The sequence below is a fragment of the Stenotrophomonas sp. KH_036_B genome (assembly GCF_057839485.1).
In genome coordinates, this window is record NZ_CM174491.1 from 863007 (window position 1) to 882464 (window position 19458).

19 protein-coding genes are annotated in these 19458 nt (G+C 67.8%); 6 read left to right on the forward strand and 13 right to left on the reverse strand.

The window, feature by feature from the left end; genetic code table 11:
• Nucleotides 1-5: 5 nt before the first annotated feature.
• The 5 genes from AC3ITN_RS03805 to AC3ITN_RS03825 form a co-directional block, all read right to left on the reverse strand.
• Nucleotides 6-1355: a peptidylprolyl isomerase gene (locus AC3ITN_RS03805; RefSeq protein WP_489392127.1), complete on the reverse strand. Its 1350-nt coding sequence runs from the start codon at nt 1353-1355 to the stop codon at nt 6-8.
• Nucleotides 1352-3802, reverse strand: coding sequence for an LPS-assembly protein LptD (lptD, locus tag AC3ITN_RS03810; protein WP_489392128.1), 2451 nt, complete (start codon nt 3800-3802; stop codon nt 1352-1354). Before lptD ends, AC3ITN_RS03805 begins: the two co-directional genes overlap by 4 nt.
• A gap of 132 nt (nt 3803-3934) precedes the next feature.
• Nucleotides 3935-4846: a histone deacetylase family protein gene (locus AC3ITN_RS03815; RefSeq protein WP_489392129.1), complete on the reverse strand. Its 912-nt coding sequence runs from the start codon at nt 4844-4846 to the stop codon at nt 3935-3937.
• A 24-nt stretch (nt 4847-4870) separates the two neighbouring features.
• Entirely contained in the window at nt 4871-5425 is a 555-nt protein-coding gene (locus AC3ITN_RS03820) for a cob(I)yrinic acid a,c-diamide adenosyltransferase (protein ID WP_313346928.1), read from the reverse strand.
• Between the two features lie 11 nt (nt 5426-5436).
• Nucleotides 5437-6021, reverse strand: coding sequence for a hypothetical protein (locus AC3ITN_RS03825; protein ID WP_313346925.1), 585 nt, complete (start codon nt 6019-6021; stop codon nt 5437-5439).
• 110 nt (nt 6022-6131) lie between these two features.
• Here AC3ITN_RS03825 and ubiH point away from each other — a divergent pair, with 110 nt between their 5' ends.
• From ubiH to AC3ITN_RS03845, 4 genes are all read left to right on the forward strand, one after another.
• Nucleotides 6132-7337: a 2-octaprenyl-6-methoxyphenyl hydroxylase gene (gene ubiH, locus AC3ITN_RS03830; protein ID WP_489392130.1), complete on the forward strand. Its 1206-nt coding sequence runs from the start codon at nt 6132-6134 to the stop codon at nt 7335-7337.
• Nucleotides 7334-8509, forward strand: coding sequence for a UbiH/UbiF family hydroxylase (locus AC3ITN_RS03835; protein ID WP_489392131.1), 1176 nt, complete (start codon nt 7334-7336; stop codon nt 8507-8509). Before ubiH ends, AC3ITN_RS03835 begins: the two co-directional genes overlap by 4 nt.
• A gap of 99 nt (nt 8510-8608) precedes the next feature.
• On the forward strand, nt 8609-9022 hold the full coding sequence (locus AC3ITN_RS03840) for a hypothetical protein (protein ID WP_489392132.1): 414 nt from the start codon (nt 8609-8611) through the stop codon (nt 9020-9022).
• 168 nt (nt 9023-9190) lie between these two features.
• Entirely contained in the window at nt 9191-9589 is a 399-nt protein-coding gene (locus AC3ITN_RS03845; protein WP_489392133.1) for a hypothetical protein, read from the forward strand.
• Nucleotides 9590-9596: 7 nt separating this feature from the next.
• Here AC3ITN_RS03845 and AC3ITN_RS03850 read toward each other — a convergent pair whose 3' ends face one another.
• From AC3ITN_RS03850 to AC3ITN_RS03865, 4 genes are all read right to left on the reverse strand, one after another.
• A complete protein-coding gene (locus tag AC3ITN_RS03850) occupies nt 9597-10001 on the reverse strand; it encodes an EF-hand domain-containing protein (protein WP_489392134.1) in 405 nt (134 codons plus the stop codon).
• A complete protein-coding gene (rlmM, locus tag AC3ITN_RS03855; protein WP_313346911.1) occupies nt 9986-11032 on the reverse strand; it encodes a 23S rRNA (cytidine(2498)-2'-O)-methyltransferase RlmM in 1047 nt (348 codons plus the stop codon). The genes AC3ITN_RS03850 and rlmM overlap by 16 nt, the downstream gene beginning before the upstream one ends.
• A gap of 24 nt (nt 11033-11056) precedes the next feature.
• Nucleotides 11057-11617 carry a nucleoside deaminase gene (locus AC3ITN_RS03860; RefSeq protein WP_313346908.1) on the reverse strand — a complete coding sequence of 187 codons (561 nt, stop codon included), beginning with the start codon at nt 11615-11617 and terminating at the stop codon, nt 11057-11059.
• A gap of 173 nt (nt 11618-11790) precedes the next feature.
• Nucleotides 11791-13539, reverse strand: a complete 1749-nt coding sequence (locus AC3ITN_RS03865; RefSeq protein WP_313346906.1) for a glutamine--tRNA ligase/YqeY domain fusion protein — start codon at nt 13537-13539, stop codon at nt 11791-11793.
• 246 nt (nt 13540-13785) lie between these two features.
• Here AC3ITN_RS03865 and AC3ITN_RS03870 point away from each other — a divergent pair, with 246 nt between their 5' ends.
• Together AC3ITN_RS03870 and msrA are read left to right on the forward strand one after the other, a co-directional pair.
• Nucleotides 13786-14052, forward strand: coding sequence for a putative signal transducing protein (locus AC3ITN_RS03870; RefSeq protein WP_313346903.1), 267 nt, complete (start codon nt 13786-13788; stop codon nt 14050-14052).
• A 30-nt stretch (nt 14053-14082) separates the two neighbouring features.
• Complete coding sequence (gene msrA / locus AC3ITN_RS03875; RefSeq protein ID WP_489392869.1) at nt 14083-14733, forward strand: peptide-methionine (S)-S-oxide reductase MsrA; 651 nt, start codon at nt 14083-14085, stop codon at nt 14731-14733.
• 432 nt (nt 14734-15165) lie between these two features.
• On the opposite strand, the gene AC3ITN_RS03880 is transcribed toward msrA, so the two are convergent.
• The 4 genes from AC3ITN_RS03880 to ahpF form a co-directional block, all read right to left on the reverse strand.
• Nucleotides 15166-16128, reverse strand: a complete 963-nt coding sequence (locus tag AC3ITN_RS03880; RefSeq protein WP_313346901.1) for a transaldolase — start codon at nt 16126-16128, stop codon at nt 15166-15168.
• Nucleotides 16129-16179: 51 nt separating this feature from the next.
• Nucleotides 16180-16587 (reverse strand): nucleoside diphosphate kinase regulator, encoded by a 408-nt coding sequence (rnk, locus tag AC3ITN_RS03885; RefSeq protein ID WP_313346899.1) that lies wholly within the window; start codon nt 16585-16587, stop codon nt 16180-16182.
• 139 nt (nt 16588-16726) lie between these two features.
• Nucleotides 16727-17680 (reverse strand): DNA-binding transcriptional regulator OxyR, encoded by a 954-nt coding sequence (gene oxyR / locus AC3ITN_RS03890; protein WP_313346897.1) that lies wholly within the window; start codon nt 17678-17680, stop codon nt 16727-16729.
• Between the two features lie 92 nt (nt 17681-17772).
• Nucleotides 17773-19365, reverse strand: coding sequence for an alkyl hydroperoxide reductase subunit F (gene ahpF / locus AC3ITN_RS03895; RefSeq protein WP_489392135.1), 1593 nt, complete (start codon nt 19363-19365; stop codon nt 17773-17775).
• Nucleotides 19366-19458: the final 93 nt, after the last annotated feature.

Genomic DNA, 19458 nt, shown 5'->3' on the forward strand with positions numbered 1-19458 from the left:
CAACCTCAGGGCTTGGCCGGCGCCGGGGCCGGGGTGGCCTGGGCGCGATCACCGCTGCGCAGGTCAACGTAGGCTTCGCCACGCAGTTCCTGCAGGTAACGGTTGTACTCTTCTTCCAGTTTGCGACGGCCAATGGTCTCGCGGATCTGGGAGCGCTTGTTGTCGGTGCCCGCATCGGTCTGGCGGGTCGCCACGCGCTGCACGATGTGCCAGCCGGCGTCGGTGCGGAACGGCGGGCTGACGCCGCCATCGGTGAGGCCGGAGACCTGCTTGCCGAAGTCCGGACCAAATGCGTCCGCCGGGAACCAGCCGAGGTCACCGCCCTGGCCCTTGCTGTTGGTGTCTTCCGACGATTCCTTGGCCACGGCCTCGAAATCGGCGCCACCGGCAATGCGCGCGCGCAGGGTGTCGATCTTGGCCTTGGCCGCCGCGTTGTCCTGCTGGTCGGTGACACGGATCAGGATATGGCGGCCGTGGAACTCGGTGATGGTCTGGCCGCCGGTGGCGGCGCTGGCGTCGCGCTTTTCCACCAGCTTGAGCAGCTGGAAGCCGCTCGGGCCACGCAGCGGGCCGACCACGTCGCCGGCGTTCATCTGAGCCATCATCTGCGCGAACGCATTGGGGATCTCATCCTGCGTGCGCCAGCCGAGGTCGCCACCTTCCAGTGCGTTGGGGCTGTCGGAATAGCGCACGGCGGCGGCATTGAAGTCCAGCTCGCCCTTGTCCAGCAGTGCCTTCACGCCGTCCGCCTTCTTCTGGCCGGTGCTGATCTGCTCGGCCGTGGCGCCTTCGGGCAGCGCGATCAGGATGTGCGCCAGGTGGTACTGGGTACCCACGGTCGCTTCCTGCTTCAGCGCGGCATCCACTTCACCTTCGCTGACGCTGATGCGGCTCTGCGCGAAGCTCTGGCGCAGGCGCTGCACGGTGATTTCGTCGCGAACCGAGCTGCGGAAGTCGTTGAAATCCACGCCGTCGGCGGCCAGACGCTGGCGCAGCGCGTCCAGGTTCGAGCCGTTCTGCTGGGCAATGGCGTTCAGGGCCTGGTTCAATTCCTGATCGCTGACCTTGATGCCGCTGCCTTCGGCACGCGTCACCTGCAGCTTGACCAGCACCAGGCGTTCAAGCACCTGCCGGCTGAGCACGTCATCCGGCGGCAACTGGGCCTCGCGGCCGGCGTACTGGGCCTTGATGTTCTGGATGGCGCGGTCCAGCTCGCTCTGCAGCACCACGTCTTCGTCGACGATGGCGGCAATGCGGTCCAGCGACTGGGACTGCTGGGCCAGCACCTGCAACGGGGCGGACACCGTGGTGACCGCGAGCAGGGAAGCAAGGAGGACAGGAAGAGTCTTGGTCATGGGATCAGGTTCGGATCGTAGTCGTCGCGCGTGGGGGCGCCCGTGTTGCTGGGCGGCACGAGATAGAGGTCGTCTCGGTAGTAGCCGAGAATAGCACGGCGCAAAGTGCGGTCCGTGTTCTGGCCGATGGAGCTCAGGCCCTTGAGCACGAACTCGATCTGGAAGGAATTGTTGAGCTCACCCTCGCGGTTGCGCACGTAGCGGCGGGCCAGGGCGCGCACGGCCAGGCAGCAGCTGTCCCACTGCACGCCGCCGATGATTTCCAGCGGCGCCTTGTCGGCGATGGAGTAGTAGTAACGACCCACCACGCTCCAGCGCTCGTTGATCGGGTACAGGAAGGACAGATCCGCCTGTTCCAGCAGGGTGCGCTCTTCCTTGGTCGCGGTGCTCGAGGCGGCCGCATTGATGCGGTAGCGGTAGGTCAGGTTGACGATGCCGTCGTTGGACATCAGGTAGCGCGCACGCACGCTGGCCAGATCCTCCCGCTTGTACTTGGGGTCCCACTGGTAGGTGGCGCCCAGGTTCCAGCGGTCGTTGATGGCGTAGTTGGCGTCGGCAATCCAGGCCGACTTGCCCTGTTCCACCTGCGAGGCGGTGCCGGGCAACGTCACCCGCGAATCGTCGAAGTACAGGATCTGGCCGATGCTGCCGGAGAAGCGCTCGCGGCCGGTTTCCTGGTTGATGAAGCGGGTGCTCACCGCCATGGTCAGCTGGTTGGCATCGTTCTGGCGGTCCGCACCGGTATAGCGCGAATCGCGGAACAGCTGGCCCCAGCTGAAGGTGAAGTCGCGGGTGTCGAAGATCGGCAGCTCGCTCTGGTCGCGGTACGGCGTCCGCAGGTAGAACAGGCGCGGTTCCAGCGTGTGCAGGTACGAGGTGCCGCCGATCTCGGTCTCGCGATCGAAGAACATGCCCGCGTCGAGGCTGGCGATGGGCACGCTGCGGTGCGGCGAGGTGTTGCCACGCAGCTGGTCGGGGGTCGGGTTGGTGATGCCCGCGTCGTTCAGTGCCTGCAGCCGGGTCTGGTCGGCCAGCCCGCGGTCCAGCTCGTAACCGGTGTAGCGGTAGGCCAGGGTCGGGGTGACGTACCAGGATGCACCGGCGAAGGGCAGGGTGACATACGGCTTCACGTCCAGGCGCGAGCCGTTGTAATACGGCGTCACCACGCCGGTGCGTTCGTAGTCGCCCTCGGCGCCGAATTTCTGGTTGGCGTCGTCATGGGTGAAGTGCACCGCTTCGGCATACACGCCCACTTCCAGCCACGGCAGCAGCGGCTTGTCCCAATTGAAGAACGCGCGCGGCTGGCGCGCATAGGGCAGCGAGGATTCGGTCAGGGTGTAGTCGGTGAGCTGCCAGTAGTCGGCCATCAGCCCGCCGGTCCAGTTTTCACCGGTCCCGTAGATACCGACCTGGCTCTGGATGCTGGAAGTGGTCACACCGAGCAGCTTGCTGGAGAAGTCTTCGGTATAGCGTTCGTCGCTCACCCAGCCGATGTTGGCGCGCGCCTGCCAGTTGGGGTTGAGGTTGTGGTACCCCTCGTACTGCACCTGGCCACGGTCTTTGTCGCGCAGCTTGTCGTTGGGCAGGTAAGCGGTCCGCAGCTCGCCCCGGCCGCCGTCGTACAGGTAGCGGAATTCGTTGTCGAGCATGAAGCCGCGCTTGCTCATGTAACGCGGGGTCAGCGTGTCGTCGTAGTTCGGCGCCAGGTTGAAGTAGATCGGCTGCGCGTAGTCGAAGCCGTTGCGCCCGGACAGGCCCAGCTCCGGGTACAGCAGGCCGGTCTGGCGACGGTCGTCGATGGGGAACTTGAAGTACGGCGCCCACAGCACCGGCACCTTGCCGATGCGCAGTACCGCGTTGCGCGCGGTACCGAAGCCTTCGTCGTTGTCCACGTCGATCTGCGGGGCCGACAGCTTCCAGATCGGCTGCGACGGATCGCAGGTGGTGTAGGTGGAGCGGTGCATCTGGCCCACGGCACCCTGCAGGTCGATGGACTCGGCGCCGCCGTTGCCACGCCGGGACACCAGCTGGTACTTGATGTCGCTGATCTTGTGGGTATCCGACTCCTGGTTGCCCTCGGCGCGCTTGGCGACCATCCGGATCGAGGAGTCCTGGTACCGGACGTTGCCTTCGGCAATGTAATTGCCGCTCTCGGTGTCGAAGCTCAGGTGGTCGGTGCCCAGGAACTGGTCGCCGCGCTTGAGCGCCACGTTGCCCTGGTACTGCGGCACCGTACTGGTACCGAACAGCGTGTCGCCTTCGATATCGGTGGGTTGCTGGTCGCGGGTTTCGGCCGCGGCCTTGTCCGCCACGGGGGCATCATCGAACACGGGCAGGACATCGGTTACCGGGCACAGGCCCCAGTTCACCGGTTTGTCGTCGGCCATGGCCGGCAGGCAGATGGCGATGCTCAGGGGGAGGGGTAGCAGGCGGAGGGCTCGGCGCACGCGGGCTTCGGATTCGGGCGAAAACGGATCGTAGCTTGCCCCATCCCTTGCATAGGGGCAATGAAGGCCTTTCGCGGGGCGGGGTTCAGGTTCATCCGGAGCACGGTAGCGCCGGCCGTTGGCCGGCACCCATCACAGCATCGCCCCGACGTGGGCGACCGAGCATTCGGCCAAGGCCTGCAGGTCGTATCCGCCCTCCAGCATGGACACCACGCGGCCACCGCCATGGCGCCGGGCCAGGCCCCGCAGCTCGGCGGTGATCCAGGCGAAATCGTCGGTCTCCAGCATCAGGTCGGCCTGGGGATCGCGCAGGTGGGCGTCGAAGCCGGCCGAGATCAGCAGCAGCTGCGGCCGGAAATCATCGATCGCCGGCAGCATCTCGTCGGCCCAGGTATTGCGGAAGCGGAAGCTGCCGCTGCCCGGGGGCAGCAGGATGTTGAGCAGGTTGCCCGCGCCGCGGTCGCGGCGCAGCCCCGAATTGGGGAACAGCCCCGCCTGGTGGGTGCTGTAGTAGGCCACCCGCGGGTCGGCAACGAAGATGTCCTGGGTGCCGTTGCCGTGGTGCACGTCGAAGTCGACCACCGCGATGCGCTCCAGGCCGTAGCGGTCACGTGCATAGGCGGCGGCGATGGCGATGTTGTTGAAGAGGCAGAAGCCCATCGCGGTGCTGGCGGTGGCGTGGTGGCCCGGCGGGCGGACCGCGCAGAACGCCACGGGGTCGTCGCCCAGCATCACCGCATCCACGGCGGCCACGCCGGCGCCGGCGGCGTGCAGGGCTGCGTTGGCCGAGCCGGGCGAGGTCATCGTGTCCATGTCGATCAGGCGCAGCGGCTCGGTCTGCGGCTTGAGCACCAGGTCGATCAGTTCGCTGTCGTGCACCCGCGCCAGCTCACCGAACTTGGCCGGCGGGGCCTGGCGCCAGTCCAGCTGGTCCGGGTAGGCCGCCTGCAGGGCATCAAGCACCACCTGCAGGCGCTGCGGGCATTCGGGATGGCCGCGGCCGGGATCGTGTTGCAGACAGGCAGGATGGGTGAAAACCAGCATGCGGACAGGGTTCCGGTGGGCGGCTCAGCCGTGGCGGCGCGTGTGCTGCCAGAGCACTTCGCCGTGGCCGTCGGCACGGGCCAGCACCCGCGCCAGCACGAACAGCAGGTCGGAGAGGCGGTTGAGGTAGTGCAGCGCCTCGGCGCGAACCGGCTCGTGGCGGGCCAGGCTGACGGTCTCGCGCTCGGCCCGGCGCACGATGGTGCGCGCCAGATGGCAGCGTGCGGCCGCTTCGCCGCCGGCCGGCAGGATGAATTCCTTCAGGTCGGGCAGATCGGCGTTGTACTGGTCCAGCTGGCGTTCCAGTGCCGCCACGTCGGCGGCCTGGATGGCGGCGTGGCCCGGGATGCACAGCTCGCCGCCAAGGTCGAACAACTGGTGCTGCACGGTGGTGAGCAGCGCCCGCACGTCGTCGGGCAGGGCCACGGCCAGCAGCACGCCCAGTGCCGAGTTGGCCTCATCGACGGTGCCGAAGGCGTTGACCCGCAGCGCGTCCTTCGGCACGCGGCTGCCGTCGCCCAGACCGGTGGTGCCGTCGTCGCCGGTGCGGGTATAGATGCGCGACAGCCGGTTGCCCATGCTGGCGCAGCTCAGTGCAGGGCGTCGCGGCGGGCCTGCAGCAGCTTGGTCACCTGTTCGGTGGTCAGCTGCAGCGCGGCCGCCAGGCCGACATAGATCGAGGCCGTGCGCAGGTAGGGCAGGAACCAGTCTGCATAGTTCTTCAGCCAGCCCCCCGGCGTCGGCGCGGCGACCACGTCGCTGGTCCAGTAGAAGCCACTCTGCGCGAACAGGTGGCAGACCGCCACGGCCGCGATCAGCAATGCCGCCGCCTTGCCCAGTGCCGCCCAGCTGGCGCCGCGATACCCCTGGCGCAGTACCGCACCCCCCGCCCACATGGCGAAGTAGGCCGGCACCAGCAGGGCGGTGCCCGGCGAAACGCAGTAATGCTGCCAGTAGCCGATGCCGCTGGCGCGGATCACCAGCACGTCGATCACGATCGCCAGCACCATCAGCAACGGGAAGGCCCAGCGCGTCCAGCTGCGCAGGTAGAAGCCACCGATGAAGAACACGGCCCACGATGCATCGGGGATCGCCGCGAAGTGATTGACCCGGCTGGCCGCCATGAGCAGCACGAGCACGGACAGGACGAAGGCGCGTTGGGCGTGGGTGGTCATGGCAGCGGCGATGGGAGTCCAGCATTCATTCTAGCGCCTGTGGCGCCGGGGCGGTGCCGGGCGCCCCGACGCTCATCTCCCGGCAGGTCGCACGCACTATCATGGGCGGCATGAGTGAACGTCATGACGTAGTGATCGTGGGCGGGGGGCTGGTGGGTGCCAGCCTGGCCATCGCGCTGGACCGGGCCGGACGCACGGTCGGGCTGGTCGAGGCCGCGCCGGCCGAGGTGCTGCCGCCTGTATTCGACCAGCGCAACCTCAGCTTTGCCGCCGCCACGGTCAACGCGCTGACGGCGCTGGGGGTGATGCCGCTGCTGGGATCGGCGGTGGGGCCGATCACACGTATCCATGTGAGCCGGGCGGGTGATTTCGGCCGGGTGCAGATGGACGCCGCGCAGTACCAGCGGCCCTGGTTCGGGCAGGTGGTGGTGGCGCGCGATGTCGGCCAGGCACTGGAGACCCGGCTGCAGTCGCTGCAGCACCTGACCCGGTATCGGCCGGCCCGCTTCGTGCGGCTGGGGGCGACGGTGGATGGCCATCGCCAGGTGTTCATCACCGATGAGGGCGGTGAACGCTGCCTGTTGGCGCGGCTGGTAGTGGGCGCCGACGGCACCCGCAGCGCGGTGCGCGAGGCGCTCGGCATCGGGGTGGACGAACACGATTTCCAGCAGACCCTGTTCGTAGCGCGGGTGCGTGCGGCGCGCGCGCCGGATGGCACCGCCTACGAGCGCTTCACCGATACCGGGCCGACGGCGCTGCTGCCGCGCGGCGACCGCCACTACGGTGCCGTGCACGGCGTTGCACGCGACCAGGCCGATGCGGTGCTGGCGCTGGATGACGCGGCCTGGTTGCAGCGGCTGCAGGGCGCGATCGGCTGGCGTGCCGGTCGCCTGCTCGAGAGCGGCCCGCGCAGCGCCTACCCGCTGATCCAGGTGCTGGCCCGCGCGCTGACCGGCGAGCGCAGCGTGCTGCTCGGCAATGCCGCGCAGACCATCCATCCGCTGGGCGCGCAGGGCTTCAACCTGGGCCTGCGCGATGCGCTGACGCTGGCCGAGCTGGTCGCCGAGGCCGGCGACGCCGGCAGCGACGCGCTGCTGCAGGCGCACGTCGCGCGCCGCGAAGAGGATCGCCGCCAGACCATCGCGTTCTCCGGCGGGCTGGCCCGCGTGACCAGCAACCCGGCGCCGCTGCTGCGTCCGCTGCGCAGTCTCGGCCTGCTTGCCGCGCAGGCCACGCCGATGCAGTCGATGCTGGTGGGCGGCGCAATGGGCTTCCGCGGTGAGGTTCCCGCACTGTGCCGTGGAGCGGGCGTATGAGCCGCCGCGCGCGCGATGTGACCGTGGTCGGCGGGGGCGTGGTGGGGGCCGCCTGTGCGCTGGCCCTGGCCGACGCCGGGCTGGAGGTGACCCTGGTCGAGGGCCGCGAGCCACCGGCGTGGCAGCCGCAGCAACCGGACCTGCGCGTCTATGCCTTCGCTCCCGACAACGCGCAGCTGCTGCGCACCCTGGGGGTGTGGCCATCGGTACTGGCGGCACGCGCCTGCGCTTACCGGCGCATGCGCGTCTGGGACGCTGCCGGTGGTGAGGAGCTGCGCTTCGATGCCGACACGCTCGGCCGCGAACAACTGGGCTGGATCATCGAGAACGACCTGCTGGTCGATCGCCTGTGGGCGGCGTTGCCGGCAGCGGGGGTGCAGATCTGCTGCCCGGCCCGGGTGGAGGCGCTGGAGCAGGACGCCGATGGAGTGCGCCTGCGCCTGGACGATGGCCGTCGGCTGGAGTCGGCGCTGGCGATCGCCGCCGACGGCGCCGAATCCACCCTGCGCCGGCTGGCCGGGCTGGAGGTCACCCGGCAGGACTATGGGCAACGTGGCGTGGTGGCCTACGTCGACACCGAGCACGACAATCAAGCGACCGCCTGGCAGCGCTTCCTGGTGACCGGTCCGCTGGCGGTCCTGCCGACCGGCACCCGGCGCAGTTCGATCGTCTGGACGCTGCCCGACGCCGACGCCGAACGTGTGCTCGCCCTGGACGAGGCGGCGTTCGGGCAGGAGCTGACCCGCGCGTTCGGTGCGCGACTGGGCGCCATGCGGCTGGCGTCGGCGCGGGCCGCGTTTCCGCTGCGGCGCCAGCTCGCCACGGAGTACGTGGCGGGCCGGGTGCTGACGCTGGGCGATGCAGCCCACGTGGTCCATCCGCTGGCCGGACAGGGCGTGAACCTGGGCCTGCGGGATGTGGCCGCGCTGCATGCGCTGGTGCTGCGCGCGCGGCAGCGGCGCCAGGACTGGGCGTCGCCGGACAAACTGCAGCGCTGGGCGCGCGAGCGCCGCAGCGACAATACGGTGTCCGCGTACGGCTTTGACGCAATCAACACGGTGTTCTCCAACGACGAGATGCACTTGACCCTTGCCCGCGGGCGCGCGCTCGGCTGCGTCGGCAAGTGGCCGCCGCTGGTGTCGGCGTTGTGGAAACGCGCGGCGGGGCTGTAGGCGCGTCCGCGCGCCGGGTGATGGAAACATGGAAGCGGTGTTGGGCCAGCTGGGGGATGCTTCCCGGGCTAGCAGCCCCGCCAGCGATCTGGAATATCCATGAAGACCCACCCATCCGCACAGCAACTCTTCCACAAGCTGATGAACTGGGGGCCCACGCGCACCGCGCAGCTGAAGGATCGCTCCGCTGACCAGCTCCGGGCGGTCAACGGGCTGCTGACCGAGGTGAAGAATACGTACCGTTCCACCCCGATGCTCAAGCGGGAGATCGCGCTCCAGGCCTTCGTTGCCAAGGCGGCGGCCGCACAGCAGAACGGTTCGCCGGCATTGCCAAAGGCCGTGCGCGACGATGCCGCGCAGCAGATGCGCGGTATCCAGGGCGAACTGAAGGCACAGCTCAGCGCGGCGCGCCGGGAGCGTGGCCAGCAAGGCAGTACGTCGCACCAGCGCTGCAGGGACCTGGCCGAACTCGTCGCCCAGTCACGCGATGCAAAGCGTCTGTTGAAGAAGTGAGCCGGATTCTGGCGTGCGGTAGTGCGCACGCCGTTGTCGCAATTCGCCCACAGTGATCGAAACCTGAAAGTGGCAGCGCCTATGCAACCGGCAGACTGAGTTCGCGCCGTCGATGTGGATCGGATGGATCGGCGGCGCATTCCGTCTTCCAGGACCTGTCGGAGTTCCATGAGCCTCTCCATCAATCCTTTCAGCGCGCTTTGGCAGAAGCCGCGTACGGGCAACTACCCTCACGCCGCTCGGGCCATGGCGAAGCAGCCGGAGGAAGCAGTAGCAAAGCTGAGTGGCCTGCTCCTGTTGATCAACAACGTGGGCCACCAATATGGCGTCGGGTATGCAAGCAAACCCGCGTTGGACGCCGGTGCCGAACTGCAGCAGGTGGTCGACGGAACGCGCACGGATGCGGGCGCATTGACGCCTGCGTTCTTCGAGGCGCAGCTGATCCACGTCGGGCAGTTGGAGGTAGACCTCCGCCGACAGTTGGGCGCGGCACAGACAGACGAGCAGCGGGACGCACTGCGCAAGGGTCTGGCGGAATGCGTCCACCTGCAGCGCTTCCCGGACTAGTCGCGGCTCAGGGCAGCAGCCAGCCGCGCAGCTGAGCGCGGTCCAGCCGGCCGCGGTGCAGGGTGTCGAGCGACGTGAATTCGTCGGCCAGGGCCGGTTTGGCCTGTGCCTCATCGCGGCTGATGAAGCCATCCCCGTCCAGGTCCAGCGTTTCGAAGGCGAAGCGGTACTGGCCGACGACGCTGTCCGGGCGAACAGACCGCACCGTCACCGTGGCTTCGCCGGCAATCGGTGGCAGGGTGACTGCATGGGTGACCTCGCCACTGGACAGCGGCTGGGTGCGTACGCTGGCCGGGACGTCCCGCAGCGGTTCGCTGATCGCCGGCGCGGGCGTGCGCACCTGGGCTGCCGCAGACAGCGGCAGCAGTGCAAGCAGGATCAGCGCCCGCAGGCGCCTCACCGTCCCCTCCACGCCAGCACCGTGATCTCTTCGCGGTCGTGGTAGAGCTGTTTGGCGCGCAGGTTGAGCGGTTTGCCCGCCTGCGCTTCGAACAGTTCCAGGCACAGGCGGGTTTCGTCCCAGCGCTTCTTCATGGGCAGTTTGAGGTTGAAGATCGCATGCCGGCACCAGCCCTCGCGGAACCAGGTGGCCATGCGTTCGGCCACGCGGCGCGGCTGCTCGACCATGTCGCAGACCATCCAGTCGAGTGGTGTTTCCGGTTGCCAGTGGAAGCCGTCCGCACGCAGGTGTTCCACCAGGCCGGTCTCCAGCACGTGCTCGCGCAGCGGGCCGTTGTCCACGCTGATCACGTGCATGTGCTGGCGGGTGAGCACCCAGGTCCAGCCGCCGGGCGCCGCGCCCAGGTCGGCCGCGCGCATGCCGGGTTTGACCAGCTGCTCGCGTTCTTCCGGGCTCATCAGGGTCAACAGCGCCTCGTCCAGCTTCAGCGCCGAGCGCGACGGCGCTTCGGTCAGCAGCTTCAGGCGCGGAATGCCCAGGGCCCACGGCGCGCTGTCGCGGGTGTCAGCCACGCAGACAAAGGCGTGGCGGCCATCCACGAATACCACGTGCAGGCGCGGCAGGCTGGTATTGGGCTTGTCGGTGAGCAGGCCGGCCTTGCGCAGCGCCGGGCGCAGCGCATTGCCGAACGCGCGGGCCAGGCCGGCCAGCGGCTTGCCTTCGTCCGAATCGGGATGTTCCACCCACATGTCGCCGAAGCGCTGCTGGCCCTCCAGAGCCGCCAGGATCGGGGTGATCCGGTCGGTGGGATCCAACTCGCGCAGCTCGGCCAGCACCACCAGCTTCTGCCGGGCGAAGATCAGCGAGCGCCAGGGCAGGGCCTTGGACAGCGCGGCGCCTTCTTCGGTGGCAAACAGCACGTAGCCATCGTTGCGCTGCGTACGCGCATAGCCGGCGATGTTCGCGTAGGCGGCGCGCTCGCTGAGCTCACCGGCCAGTTCTGGTTCGAATCCCTGCCGGCACAGGCACAGCAGCCCGCTCATCGGCGCACGCCCGTGGCGTGGAGATCAGTAATGCGCACCGTTGGTCTCTCCGTACTGGCGCAGTACCGCGCGCGCTGCATCGCGCTCGATGTCGCGCACGACCTCGATGCCACGCGTGTTGAGTTCACCGATCCAGTCGGCCGGCAGGGGGCCTTCGTCGAACGGAGTGAGTTCTTCGACATCCTGCGCGCTGGCGCCGATCAGCAGCCGGTCGATGCCGGCCCAGATGGTGGCGCCATAGCACTGGCAGCACGGCTGCGAGGAGGTGGCCAGGGTGATCGGGGCCAGCACATCGTTCAGGCGCGGCGTCTGCAGGCGCTGCTGGGCCAGCATGTAGGCCATGTTCTCGGCATGGGCGAGCGAGGTGCTGTGTGGCACCACGCGGTTCACGCCCGCGGCGATGACGCGGTCGTCCGGGCCGAACACCACCGCGCCGAACGGGCCGCCGGTCTGTGCCTCGACATTCAGGCGCGACAGCTCGATCGCCAGCGCGACCTTGTCGGCGTCACCGGGATAGGCACGGCCCAGGTCGATCTGGTCGTGGATCCAGGCGGGCAGGGTGAGGTGGACTTGCGCGTACAGCATCGGAATGGGGCCTATGGGTATTCGGGTGGGGCGGGCGCAGTGTATCGGGCCGGGCGTGGCGCTGCCGTGTCCGCGCTGAACGCTGGCACGCAGGCGCGCCCGGCCAACCCTGCCTGGGCAGGATCGGCGCGGTGGAGATGGCAGGGCCGGCGCAGCACGCCGGCCCGGGCGGCTTACGCCGACCAGGTATCGCGCAGGGTGACGCTGCGGTTGAACACCGGCGCGGCGGCGGTGTGGTCACGGCGGTCGGCGACGAAGTAGCCGGTGCGCTCGAACTGGAACGACTGCTCCGGTGCGGCGGTGGCCGCGGCCGGTTCGATGTAGCCGGTCACGGTGCGACGCGAGTCCGGGTTGAGGTAATCGCGGTAGGTCTTGCCCTCGGATTCGTCGTCCGGGTTGGGCACCGAGAACAGGCGGTCGTACAGGCGGATCTCGGCCGGCACGGCATGCGCGGCGCTGACCCAGTGGATGGTGCCCTTGACCTTGCGGTTGGCGCCTTCCATGCCCGGGCGCGATTCGGGATCCAGCCAGCCGCGCAGCTCGGTGATGGTGCCGGCGTCGTCCTTGATCACCTCATCGCAGCGGATGATGCCGGCGCCGCGCAGGCGCACTTCGCCGCCCGGCACCAGGCGCTTCCAGCCCTTGGGCGGAACCTCGGCAAAGTCCTCGCGCTCGATCCACAGTTCGCGTGCGAACGGAACCTCGCGGGTGCCGAATGCTTCGTCCTTGGGGTGATTGGAGAAGGTCAGGGTCTCTTCGTGGCCGTCGGGCAGGTTGGTCAGCACCAGCTTGACCGGATCGACCACCGCCATGCGGCGCGCGGCGGCGCTGTCGAGGTCTTCGCGCAGCGCGCCTTCCAGCACGCTGAAGTCGATCATGGAGTTCTGCTTGCTGATGCCCACGCGTTCGGCGAACAGGCGCATTGCCGCCGGGGTGTAGCCGCGGCGGCGCAGGCCCTGCAGGGTCGGCATGCGGGGATCTTCCCAGCCGTCGACCAGCTGTTCGGTGACCAGCGCCATCAGCTTGCGCTTGCTCATCACGGTGTAGTTGATGTTGAGGCGCGAGAATTCGATCTGGCGCGGCTTGGCGGCCTCACGCGGCAGGCCGCGATCCACCAGCGGCTGGGTCAGCGCATCGTTGTGGGCGAAATCGACGTTGTCCACGCACCAGTCGTACAGCGGGCGGTGGTCTTCGAACTCCAGCGTGCACAGCGAGTGGGTGATGCCTTCGATGGAATCACCCAGGGCATGGGCGAAGTCGTACATCGGGTAGATCGGCCAGGCATTGCCGGTGTTCTGGTGCTCGACATGCTTGATGCGATACAGCGCCGGATCGCGCAGGTTGATGTTGCCGCTGGCCATGTCGATCTTGGCGCGTACGGTGCGTGCGCCGTCCGGGAATTCGCCGGCGCGCATGCGCGCGAACAGGTCCAGGTTTTCTTCAACGCTGCGTTCGCGCCACGGCGACGGACGGCCGGGTTCGGTCAGGGTGCCGCGGTAGGCGCGCACTTCCTCGGCCGAGAGGTCGCAGACATAGGCTTTGCCGTCGCGGATAAGCTTCTCGGCGGCGAGATAATAGGCGTCGAAGTAATCCGAGGCGTGGCGCAGCTCGTTCCATTCAAAACCGAGCCATCGCACGTCGTCCTGGATCGCGGCCACGTACTCGGGATCTTCCTTGGCCGGGTTGGTGTCATCGAAGCGCAGGTTGCACACGCCGCTGAACTCGCCGGCGATGCCGAAGTTCAGGCAGATCGACTTGGCATGGCCGATGTGCAGGTAGCCGTTGGGTTCCGGCGGGAAGCGCGTCTTGATCGCGGAATGCTTGCCGGCGGCCAGGTCCTCGCGGACGATCTGACGGATGAAATCCCGCTTTTCGAGGGTTTCCGGAAGGGCGTCGGTAGGGGCGGCAATAGGCTCGGACATGATGCGCAGGCAGAAGGCAGAAAGACCGCCAGTCTAACGCGTCCCTCCGGGACGCGTTAGACAGCGAATCTCCGGCACCGCCTGGAGCCGGCCAGCGGCCGGCACTACGAGAATCTCCGGTGCCGCTTGGAGCCGGCCGGCGGCCGGCACTACGCGAATTTGCGGTGCCGCCTGGCGCCGGCCGGCGGCCGGCACTATGCGGTCTCCAGCGTATGCTGGCCCTGTCCCCCTTCCGGAGCCCCGCCCATGCACGTGATCTACCAGGCCGACAACCTGTTCGACGCCCATCTGGTCAAGCATGCGCTGGAGGCGGCGGGGATCCCGGCGTTCGTGTTCGGTGAGTCGCTGCTGGGCGGCATGGGCGAGCTGCCGCTGTTCGGGGTGCTGCGGGTCTGCGTTCCTGATCTGGCGCGGCCGGAGGCGGAGCAGATCGTGGCCGGGCTGGACTTGGGCGGGCCGCTGGACGACCCCATATTCGATGGTGACGAAAGCGCCGGCCTGTTGCCGGCCTAGGAGACCGCCATGTTGGGAATTGCCAAGGGCCTGTTGGGCATCGGTGCGTTCAAGCAGCGCCTGCCACGGCCAGAAGAGGCGCTGCCGGGCCGTGAGCACGCGCTGCCGCTGCACAACCAGCACTACGTCAACAGCCACCCGCTCAAGGACGGTTTCGCGGGCCTGCAGCGCATCCGCTTCGCGATGGGGTGTTTCTGGGGCGCCGAGCGCATGTTCTGGACGCTGCCAGGGGTCTACTCCACCTCGGTCGGCTACGCCGGCGGGGTGACCGCGAACCCGACCTATGAAGAGGTCTGCTCCGGGCTGACCGGGCACACCGAAATCGTGGACGTGGTGTTCGACCCCGCCATCATCAGCCAGGACGCGCTGCTGCAGGTGTTCTGGGAAAACCACAATCCCACCCAGGGCATGCGCCAGGGCAACGACACCGGCACCCAGTACCGCTCGGCGATCCACGCCACCAGCCAGGCCCAGTTCGATGCCGCCCTGGCCAGCCGTGATGTCTACCAGCAGCGCCTGAGTGAGGCCGGACTGGGCGAGATCACCACCGAGATCGTGTTCCCGGCCCCGGAGTATTACTACGCCGAGGATTACCACCAGCAGTATCTGGCCAAGAATCCGAATGGCTATTGCAGGATTGGTGGGACCGGGGTTAGTTGCCCAATCGGCGTTGGGGCTTGACAGCTCCGGATTGCAGATGATTCTGGGGCTGCCGGGCTGCCGGGCTGCCGGGCTGCCGGGCTGCGGCACGGCAGCTGCATGCATCTGGGCGAACAGCCGGTGTCCATTGCAGGGTCTGAGTTGGGCCGGCGGGTGCGTAGGTAGCCACGGAAGTTCAACCGCGGTGCCGATCACTTTCATGCGTTACCGGGCGCGGTGGCGTTCCGTCCCGTCGTTCGGGAACCGACGCTACCGCCCCCTGTCCGTTCGGCGTAGAGCCACGCCCTGCGTGGCTGCCTGTTGCATCCGGCCGCGACTCACCATCTGGGTCTGGCCGACGGCCGCCCTGCTCGGATGAACTGAAATGCCAGCCGTTCGCGGAAACCCTAAAAAAAACGGGACGGATGCAATCTCAGCATCCGTCCCGCTTTTACATCGTCAAACAACCAGTGCTTACAGCCGCTCGCGGATCGTCTGGCGCAGGGCTTCCAGGTCCTTGGCGAAGGCGTCGATGCCGGCGGCCAGCTTCTCGGTGGCCATCGGATCGGCGGCCAGGTCGGCGGCGAACTGCGCGGCGTTGATCGGCGTGACCGCGATCGATTCGGCTGCACCGGCCACCAGCTTGCGCGGCAGCTCGCCGTGGTCGGCGTCCAGCTTTTCCAGCAGGTCCGGCGAGATCGTCAGGCGGTCGCAGCCGGCCAGCGCTTCGATCTGTGCCGTCGAACGGAACGAGGCGCCCATCACCACTGTCGGCGAACCGCGACGCTTGAACTCGGCGTACACGCCGCGCACGAACACCACGCCCGGGTCCGCATCGATGTCCGCCGGTGCCTGGCCATTGGCCACGTACCAGTCCAGGATGCGGCCCACGAACGGCGAGATCAGGAACGCGCCGGCCTCGCTGCAGGCCAGTGCCTGGGTTGGGTTGAAGATCAGCGTCAGATTGCAGTCGATGCCTTCGGCCTGCAGCTGGCGCGCTGCGTCCACGCCCTCCCAGGTCGCCGCGATCTTGATCAGCACCTTGCTGCGCGGCACGCCGGCCGCCTCGTACATCGCGATGAACTGCCGCGCCTTGGCCACCGTGGCAGCCGTATCGTGGGCCTGGTCCGCATCCACCTCGGTGGATACGCGGCCCGGCACCAGCGAGCTCAGCAGCGTGCCCACACCCACCGTCAGACGGTCGGCCACGGCGTGCACGATCGTCTCGCGCTCACCCTGCTGTTCCCGGCCCCAGGCCAGCGCGCGTTCGATCAGGTCCGCGTATACCGGCAGGTCCAACGCCTTCTTCACCAGCGTCGGGTTGGTCGTGCAGTCGACCGGCTTCAAGCGCTTGATCGCCTCATAGTCGCCCGTATCGGCAACGACAACGGAGAGATCACGCAGCTGGGTGAGTTTGGACGGCGATGCGGTGCTCATTGCGACTCCTGGAGCGGAACGTGGGCCCTGCGCGATGCGCGGCAGGGACGGTCAATTCGGGGTGGGGTTGTGGACGGCCGTGACCCGCAGGCGCAACTTGCGGCCACCCGGCGCATCCCAGTCCATCGACTGGCCGACGGCCAGGCCCAGCAAGGCGGTGCCTACCGGCGCAAGGATCGACACCTTGCCCTGGTCGACATCGGCTTCGCGCGGATAGACCAGCGTCAGCACGTGCTTGTCGCCGTGCAGCTCATCTTCGCACTCCACGCGCGAATGCATCATGACGATGCCCTCAGGCATCTCTTCCGGCGCCACGACGGTCGCACGGTTGAGTTCCTGGGCCAGCGCCTGGCCGGCCGGACTCTGGCCGTTGGCGGGCGATTCCAGCATGGCGTCCAGACGGTCCATGTCGCGGCTGGAAACAGTGATGGATGGGGGTAGTCCGCTGGAAGTGGACATATGAAGCTCCTTACGTGTGTGGAAGACCCATGCAAAAGGCGGCGCCTGCTGGCACCGCCTCGTTCTATTGTGCTGCCTATCGTGAACGGATGCGACCCGTCGCCGGGTCGCCTTGATACAGCCGGTTCAGCGTTGGCGGTCAGGCCCTCGGCCGCGCCCGCGGGGGCGCCAGCGCGGTATCGCTGCTGTCCAGCGAGAACAGGCCCTGCGGCAACTTCTTGAACTGCTCCGCCAGCTGTTCCAGGAACCCGGTCATGGCCGAACTGCGCCGCCAGGCCATCGCGATGCGCCGGCTGGGGCGGTCATCGCCCTTGAAGTCGAGCAGGCGGATGTTCTCCGAACGCGGTACCGGCGGCTTTACCGACAGCGTCGGCAGCAGGGTGATGCCGACATCGGCCGCGACCATCTGTCGCAGCGTCTCCAGGCTGGTGGCCCGGAACTCGGACTTCTCGTTCGCGCCGAACAGCCGGCAGACCGCCAGTGCCTGGTCGCGCAGGCAGTGGCCGTCCTCGAGCAGCAGCAGCTTCTGCGACGACAGCTCCTGCACGTCCAGGTGGTGGCGACGCGCCAGCGGGTGTTGGCCGGAAACGGCCAGCAGGAAGGGCTCTTCGAACAGGAACTCCGCATGCAGCTGGTCATCGTCCAGCGGCAGCGCCAACAGGGCCGCGTCGAGCCGACCCTCGCGCAGCCGGGTCAGCAGCTCGTCGCTCTTTTCTTCCACCAGCAGCAGTTCCAGGTTCGGGAACCGCCCCCGGATGTTGGGGATCACGTGCGGCAACAGGTACGGGCCGAGGGTGGGGAAGATGCCCAGCCGTACCGTGCCCGCTTCCGGGTCGCGGCTGCGCCGTGCAGCTTCCTTCATCTGTTCCACTTCGGCCACGATGGAGCGGGCGCGAGCGGCCGCCTCCACGCCTGCCGGGGTGAGCATGACCTTGCGCGGTGCGCGCTCGACCAACGGCAGGCCCAGCTCATCCTCGAGCTTGCGGATCTGGGTCGACAGCGTGGGTTGGCTGACGAAGCAGGAAGCAGCAGCCCGACCAAAGTGTCGATGGTCGGCCAGCGCCACCAGATATTTCAGATCACGTAGGTTCATTTCCTTGTACCTCTAGACGGTAATGGACCGGGTGATGGCGTGGTTTACCCAGCAGGTAAAAAAGGTTCCCGGCGAACCGGGAACCCGACGTTTCAGGCAGCTTCGGCGACAGCGCCGCTGCTCTTGGGAACGGATGTACGGATCAGGTGATCAAAGGCGCTCAACGCGGCCGTCGAACCGGCGCCCATCGCGATGATGATCTGCTTGTACGGCACGGTAGTGCAATCACCTGCTGCAAACACGCCGGGAATACTGGTCTGGCCGCGGTCGTCAATGACCACTTCGCCGCGCGGCGACAGCGCCACCGAGTCTTTCAGCCATTCGGTGTTCGGCAGCAGCCCGATCTGCACGAAGATGCCTTCGAGCTCGACCCGGTGCGCATCGCCACCGACGCGGTCCTTGTAGACCAGCCCGTTCACCTTCTGGCCATCGCCCAGCACTTCCTGGGTCAGGGCGCTGGTGATGATGGTGACGTTGCCCAGGCTGCGCAGCTTCTTCTGCAGCACTTCATCGGCGCGCAGTTTCTCATCAAACTCCAGAAGGGTCACATGCGTCACCAGGCCGGCCAGATCGATCGCCGCCTCGACGCCGGAGTTGCCGCCGCCGATCACCGCCACGCGCTTGCCCTTGAACAGCGGGCCGTCGCAGTGCGGGCAGTAGGCCACGCCCTTGTTGCGGTACTGGTCTTCGCCGGGCACGTTCATCTGGCGCCAGCGCGCACCGGTGGACAGGATCACCGAGCGCGACTTCAGCGACGCGCCGTTCTCCAGCTTGATCTCCACCAAGCCGTCGTCGCCGGCGGGCACCAGCGCGCTCGCGCGCTGCAGGTTCATGATGTCCACGTCGTATTCGCGCACATGCTGTTCCAGCGCCGCGGCCAGCTTGGGGCCTTCGGTTTCCTTGACCGAAATGAAGTTCTCGATCGCCATGGTGTCCAGCACCTGGCCGCCGAAGCGTTCGGCCGCCACACCGGTGCGGATGCCCTTGCGCGCGGCATAGATCGCCGCGGCGGCACCGGCCGGACCACCGCCGATCACCAGCACGTCGTACGGGGCCTTGGCGGCGATCTTCTCGGCGTCGCGCTTGGTCGAACCGGTATCCAGCTTGGCCACGATCTGTTCCAGGCTCATGCGGCCCTGGTCGAAGATCTCGCCGTTGAGGTACACGGTGGGCACCGACATGATCTGGCGCGCCTCGACCTCGGCCGGGAACAGCCCGCCGTCGATCGCCACGTGCTGGATGCGCGGATTCAGCACGGCGGCCAGGTTCAGTGCCTGGACCACGTCCGGGCAGTTCTGGCACGACAGCGAGAAATAGGTCTCGAACTTGAAGTCGCCTTCCAGCCCCTGCACCTGCTCGATCACCTCGGCCGTCGCCTTGGACGGGTGGCCGCCCACCTGCAGCAGGGCCAGCACCAGCGAGGTGAACTCGTGGCCCATCGGCAGGCCGGCGAACGCCAGGTGGATGTCCTGGCCGGGCGTGGTCAATGCGAAGGAGGGGGTGCGCTCGGCGCCATCGCGGCACACGTCCAGCGTGATCTGGTTCGACAGGCTGACCAGGGTCTCGAGCAGCTCCAGCATTTCCTGCGACTTGGCGCCGTCGTCCGCATGGGCGGTGATCTGGATCGGACGGGTGACGCGTTCCAGGTAGGTCTTCAGCTGGGACTGGAGGGTGGCATCCAACATCGAAAAACTCCTTGATTCAGGCAAAGGAACGGCGTCGACGTACCGCTACGGTACATCTGGGCGGCGTAGGGGTGAACCGAAGCGGGCGCGGCG